This window comes from Actinotignum stranguriae (assembly GCF_051265215.1).
Lineage (GTDB): Bacteria > Actinomycetota > Actinomycetes > Actinomycetales > Actinomycetaceae > Actinotignum > Actinotignum schaalii_C.
In genome coordinates, this window is record NZ_JBOZCJ010000009.1 from 37,169 (window position 1) to 51,660 (window position 14,492).

The following is a 14,492-nucleotide window of genomic DNA, read 5'->3' on the forward strand; positions in this document are numbered from 1 at the left end:
GATATGACGGCCCTCAAATTACCTGTTGATCTGAACGGATCAGTCGCAATCCTTATCCGCAAATCTCGACCTTTACTACTTTTTACATCTTATACATCTTCTACTTCTTATACATTTTAGGAAGGAAAATCATGAAGGTCAGCATCGACACTCTGTGTCCAAAGCGGCGCCTCTCCGGTCCAGGATCTGACGACCCGTCACACTTCACACAAGCATGCGAACCGCTTTAATCTTCACGCCGCCGAGGGAATCGTCGAGGGCGAATAATCACCCTACGGAACAAATACTTAGTTCGCTTCATTGCCTTCAACCGAGCAGCAATAGGTCGATTAGGAAGATATTGAAATTCCTCAACCTCGCCGGTCTGCTTGTTCACAAGAAAACGGGGCGGCCCTTTTGACGGATATTTAACGAATAAAATAGGACAATAATACTCGTCGTCTTCCAACCACCCATGAGAATAAATCGTATATCTCGGGTAATACTTACGCTTACGCTCAGCAGCGAGGCGTACCGCTTCCTTCCCCGTAATCACGTCGCTCATCCTCCCCAAACAAGGTATTCCACACGGGATCCGTCGGCTCACAACCAGCCAAACCAAACGCCTAGACAGAACCGGGATCCGCACCTTCATTTTGCTCCACTATATCCGGATTCAGGCCCGATGTGAGAAGCGATGAGCGATCAGCTCTGTTTACCGAGCTATTTACTAGGCCACGTTATCTGCCACAGGTCCACGCCGCGCATACGCCTCAAGATCGACGCCGCGCAGCCGGGCCCGTTCGGCCAGCTCCCCGGTAATAAACACCTGGCACTGCCGCGCCGCACTGACCGTCTGCGCCCCGAGCAGCGCCAGCAGCGCGCGCACCTGATCCCGCCAGGAACGCAAACCTGTCACAGCGGCTTCATCCCCCTGAACTGCCAGCTCAAGGAATTGGCGAGCCACGCCGGCCGCACGCGCCCCCAAAATAAGCGAACGGACAACATCCAAAGGATTGCGCACCCCGCCCGAAGCCAGCAGATCAAGCCCACTTCCCGCCTCCGCCTCAAGCAGGCACAGCGCGGCAGACTGCCCGAAGCCCGCTAAATACGAATATTCACGTGCTTCCCGCCGGGAGTTTTCAATGCGGGCGAAATCCGTGCCGCCCACTCCCCCAACATCAACCACCTGCACCCCAAGATCCGCGAGCACACACTGCGTTTCCCGTGAAATCCCGAATCCCACTTCTTTGACGATCACCGGCACGCCGGCCTGCGCCACGATTTCCTCCACCGAGGCGCGCCAACCGGAAAACTCCCGCTCGCCTTCCGGCATAACAATTTCTTGCCCCGCATTGAGATGCAGCTGGAGGGCATCCGCGTCCAGAAGCTCCACCACGCGCCGAGCATCCGCGCCGCTGCGCCCCACCCCAATATTGCCCATAACGAAACCGCGCGGATTTTCTTCCCGAATCACAGTAAACGAGGAAGCCGTAGCCGGATCATCGAGGGCCACCGAGGCCGATCCGCTGGCCATCGGCACGCCCACTTCCCGCGCCGCGATCGCCAGCACCCGATTAATGCGCCCGGTCGCTTCCGTCCCGCCGGTCATCCCGTTGATATAGAAAGGCACCGGCCACGTGAAGGTCCCGACCTGCGTGGACAGGTCCACCGCGGCGACGTCGCACGCGCCAAGCGCGTGATGAACCGGCGCCACACAATCAAAATCATTACGGCGGATCTCCTGAGCCCGCGCGAGGGCCACATGCTCATCTTTACGCGCGGCCCGGGAAGTGTCCTGCTGCGCACTGGCTCCATGGCCCATACCGCGCGAAGCGCTAGCCTCAGCCGCGCCGGCAGCATTCACCGTGCTCATCCTTCCACCACCGCGAGGTTCAGCGGTTCGACGCCGCCCGCGCACCAACCCCGATATACCGCGTCTTTATCCACATCGCTTCCCACCAGGGCAATCCCGCAGTCACCCCCGCCAGCTCCGGACGATTTGGCAGCTCCCCCCAGCTCGGCGGCGACGTCGCATAAATGAGTCAGGCGCTCGGTTTCGATGGTGATACCCGAGCTGGCGCCCAGCTGGCGCAGGAGCCGGCGCGCGGCGGTGATCTCCGCGCCGATGCGGCCCCCAGTGCGCAATTGGGTGGCCAGGCGTTCCACCACGTCCTCGTATTCGTCCAGGAAACCGGGGAAATAGGCGCCGCGCGAGCGGGCCTGCACCCCGGAAACCAGGTGCTCTGTGGAGGCGGGCAGGCCGGTCCAGCCAACCAGGAGTTCTTCGCGGGCGGGAGCGGGCAATGATTCCACCGCCCATGGATCCCAGGCCGGTGCGCTCAGGGTCTCGGTCACGCTGTGGCTGCGCGCGTATTCGCTCAGGCCCGCGCGGTCCGGGGAGCGGTAGTAGACCCAGCCGCGGTAGGTGGAAGCAGCAATATCACCGCCCGAAGCCCGCGGGGCCCGCTCCAGAACGGAAAGCAGCGCGATCTTGTAGCGTTCCTCCAGGGTGAGTTTGAGATCGTAAAAACGATTGAGCACATCCACGATGGCCACCGTCACCGCAGCTGAGGAACCCAGGCCGTATTTACGGCCGTCCTCTTCCACCAGGCCGGAGGTGATATCGAGGTTGTAGTGGCGGGCCTCCAGGCCGCGTTCGCTGCGCAGCGCTTCCACGGTGCGGATGGCATTGGCAGCGTAATCGGAACCAATATCATCAAAAACGGGAAGTGCATTTTCGTGGCGCCAGTAGAGCGGCGCGAAACCGTTGCCGTGCGAACGCACCAGGCCGGAGCCTTCCGCAGGGGTGAGGACCACGTCAATAAAACGGTTCACCGCGATAAGGATTGCCGGCCGGCCGGCTTCCACCACGGCGTACTCCCCCGCGATGTAGAGCTTGCCCGGCGCATTGGCGTGGATGCGCGCGGAGGCCTGCTCTGTATCTGCTCCGCTCAAGCTATCTGCTTCGCTCACAGCACCTCCCGGTGAGACTCCGGTTCCGCTACAAGGTAAGCACCGTTCCCCGCGTGAGCAATGTTTACTTCGCCGAGGGCTTCGGCGTGGCGTGCCACTTCGGCGGCGAGCTCGGGGCGGGTCAGGAGCACCACATTCGGGCCGGCATCCGCGGTGGCATACACATCCAAACCCACGCCGCGCAGGGTGCGGGCCAGCTCAAAAACGCGCCAGGACGCGGACGTCAGGTAATGAATGGGCGGTTCGGAGCTCATAATCAAGGCGTGCATGCGCAGCGCGGAGAGCTCGGTAAGCTCACCGATGCGCCGCATATCCCCCGCCTTACAGGCTTCCACCATCTGCGCGGCCATATCGCGAGTGGATTCCACCCAGCCGCGGTAGTACGGCGAGGTAGCGCGGGTGGTGACCATCGCTTCCCGGGAAGTAATTTTCTTGTGAGCAGTGTTGAGTACGACCGAGACCATGGCCAGCGGCGGTGCCGGAATCTCCTCAGCGAACGATTCTTCATCCGTTCCGGCATGCCAGAGCGCCACCCCGCTAATAACCGAACGCGAAGCCGATCCCGAACCGCGCCGAGCAAGGCGAGAGAGGTGAGCGGTGTTCACATCCATCCCGTATTCCGTGGCGGCCGCGAGCGCCAGGGCCGCGAATCCGGAAGCCGAGGAGGCCATTCCGGCGCCGGTCGGCGCTTCGTTATCGCTGATGACCAGCAGTTTTTCGCTGCGCCCGGCCTGTTCGCGGATAACATCGAGCACCCGCTCTACCCGGCGAAGCGCCTTTTCGCTCGCTTCTTGGCCGTTGAGAATGAGTCGGTCACGCTGGGCGGTGGGGGCGAGGCGGGCTGTCGTCGTCGTCGGAAAAATATCGAGGGTGAGGGAAACAGAAGGTGCGGCGGGAAGCATGAGCTCGTCATCCGCTTTCCCCCAATATTTGATGAGGGCGATATTCGGGTGGGCGCGCGCGGTGCTCATTTGCTGGCCTCCACCCAGGTGGACCAGGCGTTTGCCGCGCCCGCTGCGCTCAGCGCCGCGGCGATGTCTTTCGCGTGAGCACTGTTCTCTGCCAGGGCGATGACGCACCCGCCAATCCCGCCGCCGGTCATCTTTGCACCGAGCGCCCCGGCACTGTGAGCAGCGTTTACAAGAGTATCGAGTTCCGGGGAGGAGACGCCGAGCTGCGCGAGGGTCGCGTGGGCGCGCCACATATTTTCCCCCATGCTCGCCCAATCCCCCGTCGCGAGCTGCATTTCCGCGTCCGCCGCGTATCCGGCCAGCCGCGCGACCAGGGTCTCCACTTTCGCCGGGAACTGTTCACGCAGCTCCCGCACCGAGCCGACAGCCTGCCGGGTGGCGCCGGGCACTCCAGAATCACCGATCACCACGTGAAGGGGGCGCGCCACGATCAGCGGAGTGACGTCCGGCCGCTGGAATTTAATAACAGTATCGGCGACGACGCCGTGGGCATCCATGCCGGAGGGGCGACCGTGGGCCACCCGTTCGGCTACCTGGATGAGGAGGAAACGCTCGGCGGGTGAAAGGCGCACCCCCGCGGCGTCGGCAATGGCCGAAACAATCGCGGCAGCGACCGCGGCCGAGGAGCCGAGCCCGCGCTCATAAGGAATATCGGAATAAATCGTGACGTGGGCGGAGCTGCCCGGGGCCACGAAATCGAGCCCGGCATCAATAGCGGCGACCACGGGACTCAGGCGCTCCGGGGCGGAGGCGGCCGGACCGCGATAAAGCTCGGAACTAATCGTGGATTCGCCGGTGGTGATGGTGGCATTGGCGATAACGGGAAGCACATGAACAGGGAGAGAAATTGCCGGGGCCCCGTAAACCACGGCGTGTTCGCCGAATAGGATCGCCTTGCCGTGCGCGCGACCGACCCCGATTCGTACCTTGGGGATACGGGTTTGGGTATCGAACGCGAAGGATTGCGATTGGCTCAACTGTGCGGCTCCTTGTCACGGCCGCGAGCGGCCTACCTGTACTTGCCCTGCTGCGCGGGGCACGGCTCCGCGCTGGTCATTCCCCTATGGTACCGAGAATTTGGTGGCGTGACGGTGAGGATAGCGCGCGCCACGTTTTCCGCACTCTTTCACGCGGGGTAAGGCTCCACCTTGTTTATGTGGAGAACGCGTTGATCAAATGAGTTTCTACTAGAGAAGGCACGGATATCTGGCATCGAAAAAGTGGGGGCAGAACGACAATCGCTCCGCCCCCACCGCACTCGTATGTTTATTGCATGCGTGCCAAAGGCTCGGAAACTTCCCCGGCGATGGCATCACGCCAGGCTTCCAAAAGCCTCAGGAAGGCTGTAGCTCCCGGATCTTGAAGCCCGATTGAGCGGTCCTGCAGCCAGGATGCGCGGCCGCGGCGCGATTGCAAATCACGGGTTGTGACAACAGCTTCGGCAGCAGCTTTAATCGCTGCGTCCGTAGCATCCGCATCTTCCGGGCAATCGCGCACCGCATCGCACGCCGGAACAATGGCATCGAGGATCGTCTTGTCCCCCACCTTGCTCTTTCCGCGTTGAGCGATACTCTCCGCAGCAGCACGCATGAATGCTTCAGCATCGGTTCGCGAGATCTCTTCTTTATCGCCCCAGATCTTCGATCCAGCGAGAAGCCCACCGGCAACGAGCGCAGCCATAGTGGATTGGTTCGCATTCGCGAAAGCCTTGGCGCAGGTTCGTGTCACCTGCGAAGGCTTCTGATTGGGATCTGCCGATTCCAGTGCGCCAATGACGGCATTGGCACCGGCCGAAATCGTAATACCCAAATCGCCGTCGCCTAGCAGCTGATCAAGATCCCTTAATTCATCCGCAGAATTGATAAGCAAACCCAATGCTTCTTTGATAGTGGAGATAAGTTCGGGAGTTTTCATTAGTGTTCCTTTTGTTCGAAGAAGGGCGAGTGCGCAGGCGCGTCGAGGAGCTCGAGAATTTCATCATCGAGCTTGAGGAGTGAAATCGATGCTCCTGCCATCTCCAAACTGGTTGCGTATTCGCCGATGTACTTGCGTTCGATCACAACATCCTTGGCCGTCAGCTGCTGATGCACGCGGCGATAGAGAACATAGAGTTCTTCCAAGGGAGTTGCTCCCAAGCCATTGACGAGAACGGCTACCCGATCACCCGCTGTGATCTCCAGATCCGCGACAATAGCCTCGAGAATTTCATCGGCGATTTCGTCAGCGGTACGGAGCGGTTCACGCCGAATTCCCGGTTCACCATGGATCCCGATTCCCATTTCCATTTCCCCATCGGGGAGGTCGAAACTCGGTTCGCCCGTTGTGGGAAGAATCGTGGGAGACAGCCCCACACCCATAGTTGCGGTCCGGGACACCGTCTTCTCCGCGATTGCGGCGACTGTCTCAAGGTCATCGCCACGTTCGGCCGAGGCTCCCGCGGTCTTGTAGGCGAAGAAGATTCCCGCAACACCGCGGCGGTCTTCAGCCTTTTCTTTCGGCTGGGAAGCGACGTCGTCGCGACCGAGCACCGTTTTAATCTCGATATCGTCAAGCTCAGCTAAATCGGTAGCAAGATCGAAGTTAAAGACGTCTCCTCCGTAATTTCCATACAGGAAGAGCACACCTTTACCGCCGTCTACGGCCTTCGCTGCTTCGTAGCATTGCTGCGAGGATGGGGAGGAGAAAACGTTGCCGATGGCTACGCCCGAACACAGCCCCTTGCCGACGTACCCTTTGAAAAGCGGTAGATGGCCCGAGCCGCCGCCCGTAACAATTCCTACCTGCCCGGCGACTGGCGCATCTGCACGCACGAGAATTCGCAGATCATCGCCCGGGGTCTTCAGGTCTTCCGGCGCAGCTAAAAGGATGCCTTCGACCATTTCATCGACAAACTTATTCGGATCATTAATAATCTTTTTCATGATAATCCTTTGTGTTGGAAGGGGACTTAAACTTTCTTAGGGGTTGATCTACGGAAAACTTTCCTCCAGTCGATTTTGTCTATGACCAATACAGCAACCAGAATGACGCCCTGAGCAATCGCGTACTGGAATGGCGATAACCGCATAGCGGTAAAGCCAGAACGCACAATCTGAAGAGTGAGGGCCGCCAGGAAAACTCCGAAGACTGTGGCGTAGCCACCCGAAGGATTCGTTCCACCGAGCACCGCGATCACGATGACGAGTAGGACGTAGGAAGCGCCGTAATCTGCTGAGGCAGTTGGGTTACGCGCGATGAACACAACGCCCGCTAAAGCACCGATGAATCCGGTCAGCACATAGCTGCGCATCAGCAACGTGCTTGATTTGATTCCGGAATAACGCGCCGCAACCGGATTGGCGCCCTGCAGTTCAAGGCGCAGGCCCAGAGGTGTACGATTGAGCAAGAACCCTACAACCAAGGCAACGGCAAGGAAAACAAAGAACAATGTAGGTATGCCGGCAACCGCACTGACCCCGAAAGCTGTTAGTGCGCTCGGTGAGCCGTACAGCGTTTTACCGCCAGTCCACACCACCGCCAGACCGTTGAAGATCTGCATTGTCCCCAGTGTTGCCAGAATCGGAGTTACTCCGATCTTCGCAATGAGGAACCCATTGAAAGCACCAGCTGCCACACCAACCAAAATTCCGAGCAAGATAATGAGAATCCCCAGATTCTCAGCCATAGCTGGATCACTATTCGCCACCGCCGTGAACGTCGTTGAGATAGTGATCGCGGTGAGGTTTGCGATGGACACCAGCGAAAGATCGATTCCACCCGTCACCATAGAAATCATCATCGCAATGGACAGCAGCCCAATTTCTGGAACGGCAAGAGCCATATTCTGGACGTTCACCAGGGAAAGGAACGTTTCCGGGTTCGCAATAGCAAATACCGCAAAGGTTCCCACCAGCAGCAATAGCATCTGAGTGGTAGATCGGTTCATACGGAACGTCGAGTGAAATCTCTTTGTTGACCGGTCGATCTTTTCATTGAGCGACGAAAGCTTATTCGTCGGATCCTTAACTTCTGTCATCATTTCACTGTCTCTTCCGGAAGAACACCAACCTGTTTCCGCGCGCGCTTAGCGGAGATGGCCTGGATGCTCACACCCACGATGAGGAGAACACCGACCGCTGCACGCTGCCACGCACTTGGAACACCCACGAGGATGAGGGAGTTATTGATGAGCTGCACCAGCAGCACGCCGAGAACGGTGCCCTTGACCGATCCGTATCCACCAAAGATTGACGCGCCGCCCAGAACAACAGCGGCGATAATATCGAGCTCACCGCCGATGAGTTCTTTCGGACTGGCGGAGCGCCCCATAACCATGTAGATAACGCCCCCGATCGCGGCCATCACGCCAACGATCATGTACACCCGCATCTGAACACTCTTGACGTTAATACCTGCTCGCCGCGCGGATTCTTCGTCACCACCAATGGCGTAGATAAACCGTCCGAACATGGTTCTGTTCAGGAGCCAGCTAACCGCCAGAGTGAGTACCACCGCCGGAATAATCATGACGTGGAGTAACGCCACGCCATTTGCAGTAGGCAGGGTAACAAGGTTAACCGTGGAGGCACTTGCCATTCCCGCAGGAAGATCGGCAATATACCGCGAGCCCACATAAGTCATGAGGACACCTTGGAAAATGCCCTGCGTGCCTAGGGTTACGATGAGAGTTGGGAGCCGGAATTTCGAGATGATGTAACCGTTGACGAGCCCCAGCAAGGTTCCGAGCACCATCGCGAAGAGGAAAGAACCAATCAGACCGAAATCCACCGCAAAGGTCAGCTGCGCAGTCACCGTCGCATAGGCGGAGAAGACCGCAATCGCCGCGAAGGACACGTCAATCCCGCCCGAGATAATAACGAGCAGAACGCCGAGCGCGAAGATGAGTGGAACAATCGACGATCTGATAATCGCGAAGAGTGTTGAGATTTGCAGGAAATCCCTACTCACAATTGACATCACGACGACGAGGACGATGAGAACAGCAAGGAGAATGCCCTCGTTATTCTGGCCCCGTAGCTGCGACCAGATCGGAGTTTTACCCGCTCGTGTTATTTGTTTTCTCATGCGACTACTCGCTCTCTGATCGTCTCAACCGTCACCTCATCGCCTACGAGCTCGCTGCTGATGCGCCCCGCCGTCGTAATAAATACGCGGTTACAACACGCAACGAGTTCTGGCGCGTCGTCGGAAATAATGATGATCGCGATTCCGTTTTCCGCCTGTTCGCGCAAAATCTGAAGGATCTCAGCCTTGGAACCAACGTCCACGCCGACCGTTGGGCCGTTGAGTATAAGAACCTTTGGCTCCCGCGCAAGCCATTTCGCTACGACGACGCGTTGTGCGTTACCACCCGAAAGTGATCGAACCGGGGCCGCAACATTCGGAGCCTTGATCTTCAAGGACTTGAAGTATTGGCCAATCGTTTCGCGAATATCTTTTTTCTGAAGAGTTCCTGTCTTCGATGTGTGGCGATCAATCGACGCCGCGATCATATTGTCGGAAATGGGTTTATCTAGGAAGAGGCCCTCCGTGAGTCGGTCTTCAGGAACATATCCGATCTGGGCTTTGAGGGAATCCTGAATCGAGGTGATTTTTACAGGCTTCCCCTCAACCGAAATCTCCCCGGAGTCATGGGGAAGAATGCCGAAGAGAGCTTCGGCGATCTCGGAACGCCCGGAACCAAGAAGACCCGTGAAACCGACGATCTCCCCGGCGCGCACGTCGAAGGAAATATCCGCGAGCCGGCCCGGCGACGACAACCCGCGAACCCGCAGCATCGGTTCGCCTTCTTTGGGAGTAACCACATGCCGGGAAACATCGAGGGTCTTGCCGGTCATGTATTCGGCGATTTTCTCGTTATCGAAATCCTCGACGGCGCTTTCGACGACGTTCGCACCGGATCGCATAATGGAAATCCTGGATGCGATCTGAGTTACTTCATCAAGCTTGTGCGATACGAAGACTAACGCAACGCCCTGGGAGCGCAGATTCTCCACCACCGCAAAGAGTCTCTTCACCTCGCGTTGCGTCAATGCCGTGGTTGGTTCATCCATGATGAGCAACCGGGCATCCGAACACAGCGCTCGACAAATTGCCGTCAGCTGGCGATCCGCAACGGACAAAGACTCCACTTCGGCATCGAGATCGAGGTGAACCTTCAGGCTGTCGATAACTTCTTTGGCTCGAGCCCGAGCGGATGACCGGTTAAAGATCTTCCTACGCTTCGATACCGAGCGGGTTACGACAATGTTTTCCGCAACTGAAAGATTGGGGAAGAGCGAGAAATCTTGATAAATAACCTGGATTCCCAACTCCATCACCTCGAGCGGTGTCAGCTTGCTGTACGAATGCCCTTCGACAACAATCTGCCCGCTATCGGGTGAGAGAACTCCAGAAATGACCTTGATAAGAGTGGATTTACCGCAACCGTTCTCGCCAGCCAAACACAGTACTTCACCGGATTTCACTTTCAACGAGACACCGGCGAGTGCAGTAACGCCATCGAAGGTCTTCACTATGTCTCTTGCCTCTAAGAAATAAGAAGCATCAGACTGAGCTGAAGTGTTCACGTACACTCCTCCTAGTGAGGTCGCAGGCCGAAGTAACTTCCCGAAGAAACTTCGGCCCGCGACCAATTCGATTAACTTCTAGAACTTGAACTGTTTAGCCTTCTCGGCATCGGCCTCGATTGAGGCATCACCAACCCAAACGTTGTCGTACCCTTCGAGCTTCTTGAGGGAGCGATATCCCTCAATGCCCAGATCGGTACCCGTTTCAATGGTTTCGCCATTCGCGAGCCGCTTGGCAATTTCAAGCTGGGCCTTACCAGCAAGAGCGGGATCCCAGAAGAAAATCTTGTCAATAGAGCCGTTAGCAAGGTACTTCGAGGCAGCGGAAGGAATGGACGTTCCCATCACGCACACCTTGTCCTGAAGACCAGCTTCCTCTACCGCGCGCGCGATTCCGGGCACGTCATTACCCGCAGAGCCCTGGAACGCCTTGATATCCGGGTACTTACCAAGAATTTCCTTAGCCTTTTCGTATGCGGCGGTTTCGTTGTCGGTACTCTCGATAGGAGTCTCGACGCGCTGCATATTCGGGAACTTCTCCTGCTGGTACTTATAGGCAGCCTCAACCCATTCCATATGAGTCTTAGCCGTCAGCCCGCCAACGAACTGAACGTACTTGCCTTCGCCACCGGTGCATTGCCCGATGTTTTCCATGATCTGTTCGCCGTAGCTCACGTTATCGAAGGCTTCGATGTCAATATCAACATTCTGAATCCCGGTGGCTTCGTGGGCGACCACCTTAATTCCTTGCTGCTTAGCCTGCGCCAAAACAGCTGATAGAGCTTCGGGGGAATTCGGAACGACGGTGATCGCAGCGGGTTTCTGCGCAATCAGGTCCTGGATCACCTGGATTTGTTTCTCAGGACTGACGTCGTCGCCACCTTCGGTGCGGGTATCGTAACCGTTTTCCTTACCCCACTCGACGACACCTTCATCCATGCGATCAAACCAAGCGATTCCCTTCACCTTGACAACGGTGACCATCGTCTTGTTATCCGGGGAGCCAGCACCGGCATTCCCTCCAGAATTATTCCCCGCTCCGCCAACCGAGCCACAAGCGGACAAGAACAGACTGCCCGTGGCAAGCATTGCGAGACATGTACGGAGCTTCATGTGCACCTCCTAATTTTGGTGGAATCACTTGATTCCAACGGATCACGCCTTTATGACCTCAATCGATGCGCGCACCACTGCGCACGGTTGTCATATTACAACAGCTTTTTGCCCGTTACCAGCTTTTTATTGCGCGATTTCGTGCACGTAATAGTTCGTTTTCCTGTAGAATTATCGACGTGATCCGTTTCCGTACCGTTAGGGCGGATATGATAGATACGACGTACTACTTCCTCCGCGTGGCGGTACGTTCCCGTTAAAAAACGTTAAAACATAAGCGAGGTGCGCGGAAATGGAGTTTTTAGCACCTCACCATTCATTTTAGGAGGCGCTATGGGTCGACGAGACCAGATCCTGCGAATTCTCCAAGACACGGGTTTTCAATCAGTCGCTTCGCTCGCAAAACGTTTTCACGTTAATGTGTCGACAATTCGCCGTGACCTTGACTGGCTTTCCGAACATGGCAAAATACAACGCACGCACGGGGGCGCGCTACCTGCCATGGATGATTCTGACGACGATATCCCCATTGCTCACTTGCGAGAGAAACGCGCTATTGGCCCCGCAATGGCCGAAAGGCTTCTCGAGGGGCAAACGGTTTTCATTGACACGGGAAGCACCTGCCTGGAAGTCGCGAAAGCACTGCAACATAGAAATCTGACCGTCGTTACCCACGACCTCCTGGTCGGAATGGAAATCCTCAAAAAGCCATCCCTCAATCTGGTTTTCATCGGCGGAGATCTCCTGCCCATGAAAACTCATATGTGGGGTCCCGTTGCCGTGGACCAGCTGGATCACATCCGAGTTAACGTTGCCGTTTTTGGGGCAAGCTCGGTGATGGAAAATGGAGTCTACGGAAATTCCAGCTACAATCTCGAACTTCTGCGGAAAATTCGGTCCATCGCGTCAGAAGCATTCTTCGTCGCAGATTCGACTAAGTTTGGGCGCGAAGCGCTTTACAAAGTTCTAGGTTTGGAAAGCTTTACTGCTGGCATCACGGATGCTCTCATGGATCCGCTCAAAGCGGCTTCTTATCCGATTCCACTTATTCGCGCGCCCTTCCCTCTCCGAAATGACGGAAAGGATTCACCCGAAAACGAGAAATAGGGTGATGAGGCCGAGCCCGCCACAGATATGAGCACGGACAACGAACGGCCATGGTGAAGTATGGATAAAAATGCTCACCATGGCACTTCATATTTCCCACCACATAACACGAAACCCGACTTCCTGACGCGACTCAATGGAGTCAGGTGCTCACCAGTTTGTAGCTTCGACTCATCTCATCTCTGCAGAAAACGGCGGGCGAACATTTCCGCCCGCCCGCCGTTACTTTGACTATGTGCTACGCCTGCAGATTTTGTTCGATTCGGTAGTAGACCGAGTTCCAGCGCAGGTGTTCGCTAAAGGAGTTGTACTTGGTGTTCTCATCGATCACCGCGAGCTCGACACCCGCGATCTTCGCGAAGGCACGCCACACATCGATACCGACCTGGGTGGTAAGCGCGGTATGGTGGGCCGCACCCGTCTCCAGCCAGCAACGAGTTGAGGTTTGGAAATCCGGAAGAGGTTGCCATACTGCCCGCGCAACAGGGAGATTAGGCAGGGGCTTATCCGGCTCAACAACCTTCACCTTATTCGCGACCAAACGGAAACGATCTCGCACATCCGACATCGCGATAACAACGCCTTCAGCCGGAGAAGCAGTGAAGACTAGCCGAACCGGGTCCTCCTTACCACCAATACCGAGCTCGTGGATCTCCAGCCTCGGCTTGTCGTTCGTAATACTCGGGCATACCTCGAGCATGTGGGCACCAAGAATTTTTTCCTGCCCACGAACCAAGTTATAGGAGTAGTCCTCCATAAGAGAAGCACCACCCGCAAGCCCGTACCCCATAACCTTCGCCAGGCGCACGAGAACAGCGGTCTTCCAGTCGCCTTCAGCACCAAAGCCATACCCGTCGGCCATCAAACGCTGCACGGCAAGGCCGGGAAGCTGCTTCAAAGCTCCTAGGTCTTCGAAAGTATCGGTGAACGCGCCAGCACCTGCTTCTTCCAGGAAGGCCCGCAATGCGATTTCCTGGCGAGCGCCATACCGGAGCGACTCGGCGCGTTCCCCGCCCGGACGCAACTGTGGATCAACATCATACGAATCAAGGTATTCCTCAATGAGTTCGTCTACATCGGATTCGCTGACCTTATCGATGGCTTCGACTAGCTCGTTGATACCCCAGGTATTAATCGAGGTACCGAAACGGATTTCCGCTTCGGTCTTATCGCCTTCGGTCACCGCGACGTTGCGCATATTATCCCCGAAACGCACCACCCGCAGGCGTTGTGCTTCGTTCCAGCCCACCGCGGCTCGCACCCAGGTGCCGACTTCTTCATGGACTTCCTTATCGGTGTAGTGGCCGACCACTGTTGTTCGAGCCACCCCCATACGGGTGAGGATGTATCCGAATTCGCGGTCCCCGTGGGCGGCCTGGTTGAGATTCATGAAGTCCATATCCATGCGTTCCCAAGGCATGACCTTGTCAATCTGGGTATGCAAGTGCAGGAGCGGCTTACGGGATGCTTCCAGGCCGCGTACCCACATCTTTGCCGGGGAGAAAGTATGCATCCAGGCGATAACCCCAACAACATTATCGTTCGCGCCGGCTTCAAGGAAAGTACGGAGAATATCCTCGGATGTTGTCAAAACTGGTTTCCACACGATTTTCACTGGGATATCCGGTGAATCATTGAGCGTATTCGCAATGGTTTGCGACTGGGATGCCACCTGATCCAAGGTCTCCGGACCGTAGAGGAATTGGCTCCCGGTCAGGAACCAGATCTCTTTGTTATCGAAGGGATTCTTCATCGTTACTCCTTTGTATCTGATTGG

At 56.9% G+C, this 14,492-nt stretch carries 12 protein-coding genes; 1 reads left to right on the forward strand and 11 read right to left on the reverse strand.

The genetic code is table 11. From position 1 onward, the window contains the following. Positions 1–709 precede the first annotated feature (709 nt). The 10 genes from fni to ACRQEG_RS04720 form a co-directional block, all read right to left on the reverse strand. The gene (fni, locus tag ACRQEG_RS04675; RefSeq protein ID WP_320757940.1) at positions 710–1,855 is read right to left on the reverse strand and encodes a type 2 isopentenyl-diphosphate Delta-isomerase; all 1,146 of its coding nucleotides are present in this window, start codon (positions 1,853–1,855) and stop codon (positions 710–712) included. After that, positions 1,852–2,955: a phosphomevalonate kinase gene (locus tag ACRQEG_RS04680; RefSeq protein ID WP_320757939.1), complete on the reverse strand. Its 1,104-nt coding sequence runs from the start codon at positions 2,953–2,955 to the stop codon at positions 1,852–1,854. The genes fni and ACRQEG_RS04680 overlap by 4 nt, the downstream gene beginning before the upstream one ends. After that, positions 2,952–3,926: a diphosphomevalonate decarboxylase gene (gene mvaD, locus ACRQEG_RS04685; RefSeq protein ID WP_320755940.1), complete on the reverse strand. Its 975-nt coding sequence runs from the start codon at positions 3,924–3,926 to the stop codon at positions 2,952–2,954. The genes ACRQEG_RS04680 and mvaD overlap by 4 nt, the downstream gene beginning before the upstream one ends. After that, entirely contained in the window at positions 3,923–4,903 is a 981-nt protein-coding gene (mvk, locus tag ACRQEG_RS04690; RefSeq protein WP_016442369.1) for a mevalonate kinase, read from the reverse strand. Before mvk ends, mvaD begins: the two co-directional genes overlap by 4 nt. Positions 4,904–5,192: 289 nt before the next feature. Further along, the gene (locus ACRQEG_RS04695) at positions 5,193–5,840 is read right to left on the reverse strand and encodes a DAK2 domain-containing protein (RefSeq protein WP_435733794.1); all 648 of its coding nucleotides are present in this window, start codon (positions 5,838–5,840) and stop codon (positions 5,193–5,195) included. Then, positions 5,840–6,847 carry a dihydroxyacetone kinase subunit DhaK gene (locus ACRQEG_RS04700; protein ID WP_026428449.1) on the reverse strand — a complete coding sequence of 336 codons (1,008 nt, stop codon included), beginning with the start codon at positions 6,845–6,847 and terminating at the stop codon, positions 5,840–5,842. The genes ACRQEG_RS04695 and ACRQEG_RS04700 overlap by 1 nt, the downstream gene beginning before the upstream one ends. Before the next feature lie 26 nt (positions 6,848–6,873). Further along, a complete protein-coding gene (locus tag ACRQEG_RS04705; protein ID WP_320757938.1) occupies positions 6,874–7,944 on the reverse strand; it encodes an ABC transporter permease in 1,071 nt (356 codons plus the stop codon). Continuing rightward, entirely contained in the window at positions 7,941–8,990 is a 1,050-nt protein-coding gene (locus tag ACRQEG_RS04710; RefSeq protein WP_274733482.1) for an ABC transporter permease, read from the reverse strand. The genes ACRQEG_RS04705 and ACRQEG_RS04710 overlap by 4 nt, the downstream gene beginning before the upstream one ends. Beyond that, positions 8,987–10,495, reverse strand: a complete 1,509-nt coding sequence (locus tag ACRQEG_RS04715) for a sugar ABC transporter ATP-binding protein (protein ID WP_320757937.1) — start codon at positions 10,493–10,495, stop codon at positions 8,987–8,989. The genes ACRQEG_RS04710 and ACRQEG_RS04715 overlap by 4 nt, the downstream gene beginning before the upstream one ends. Before the next feature lie 78 nt (positions 10,496–10,573). Beyond that, positions 10,574–11,608 carry an autoinducer 2 ABC transporter substrate-binding protein gene (locus ACRQEG_RS04720; protein WP_320755944.1) on the reverse strand — a complete coding sequence of 345 codons (1,035 nt, stop codon included), beginning with the start codon at positions 11,606–11,608 and terminating at the stop codon, positions 10,574–10,576. Between the two features lie 333 nt (positions 11,609–11,941). Here ACRQEG_RS04720 and ACRQEG_RS04725 point away from each other — a divergent pair, with 333 nt between their 5' ends. Next, entirely contained in the window at positions 11,942–12,715 is a 774-nt protein-coding gene (locus ACRQEG_RS04725) for a DeoR/GlpR family DNA-binding transcription regulator (RefSeq protein ID WP_435733795.1), read from the forward strand. A 238-nt stretch (positions 12,716–12,953) separates the two neighbouring features. On the opposite strand, the gene araA is transcribed toward ACRQEG_RS04725, so the two are convergent. Beyond that, positions 12,954–14,468 (reverse strand): L-arabinose isomerase, encoded by a 1,515-nt coding sequence (gene araA, locus ACRQEG_RS04730; protein WP_320755946.1) that lies wholly within the window; start codon positions 14,466–14,468, stop codon positions 12,954–12,956. Positions 14,469–14,492: the final 24 nt, after the last annotated feature.

What these genes read in the sequence shown, in the direction of transcription:
- fni (WP_320757940.1), bottom strand. Translation starts at nt 1,855, where the DNA reads ATGAGCACGGTGAATGCTGCCGGCGCGGCTGAGGCTAGCGCTTCGCGC.
- mvaD (WP_320755940.1), bottom strand. Translation starts at nt 3,926, where the DNA reads ATGAGCACCGCGCGCGCCCACCCGAATATCGCCCTCATCAAATATTGG.
- ACRQEG_RS04695 (WP_435733794.1), bottom strand. Translation starts at nt 5,840, where the DNA reads ATGAAAACTCCCGAACTTATCTCCACTATCAAAGAAGCATTGGGTTTG.
- ACRQEG_RS04700 (WP_026428449.1), bottom strand. Translation starts at nt 6,847, where the DNA reads ATGAAAAAGATTATTAATGATCCGAATAAGTTTGTCGATGAAATGGTC.
- ACRQEG_RS04705 (WP_320757938.1), bottom strand. Translation starts at nt 7,944, where the DNA reads ATGATGACAGAAGTTAAGGATCCGACGAATAAGCTTTCGTCGCTCAAT.
- ACRQEG_RS04710 (WP_274733482.1), bottom strand. Translation starts at nt 8,990, where the DNA reads ATGAGAAAACAAATAACACGAGCGGGTAAAACTCCGATCTGGTCGCAG.
- ACRQEG_RS04720 (WP_320755944.1), bottom strand. Translation starts at nt 11,608, where the DNA reads ATGAAGCTCCGTACATGTCTCGCAATGCTTGCCACGGGCAGTCTGTTC.
- ACRQEG_RS04725 (WP_435733795.1), top strand. Translation starts at nt 11,942, where the DNA reads ATGGGTCGACGAGACCAGATCCTGCGAATTCTCCAAGACACGGGTTTT.
- araA (WP_320755946.1), bottom strand. Translation starts at nt 14,468, where the DNA reads ATGAAGAATCCCTTCGATAACAAAGAGATCTGGTTCCTGACCGGGAGC.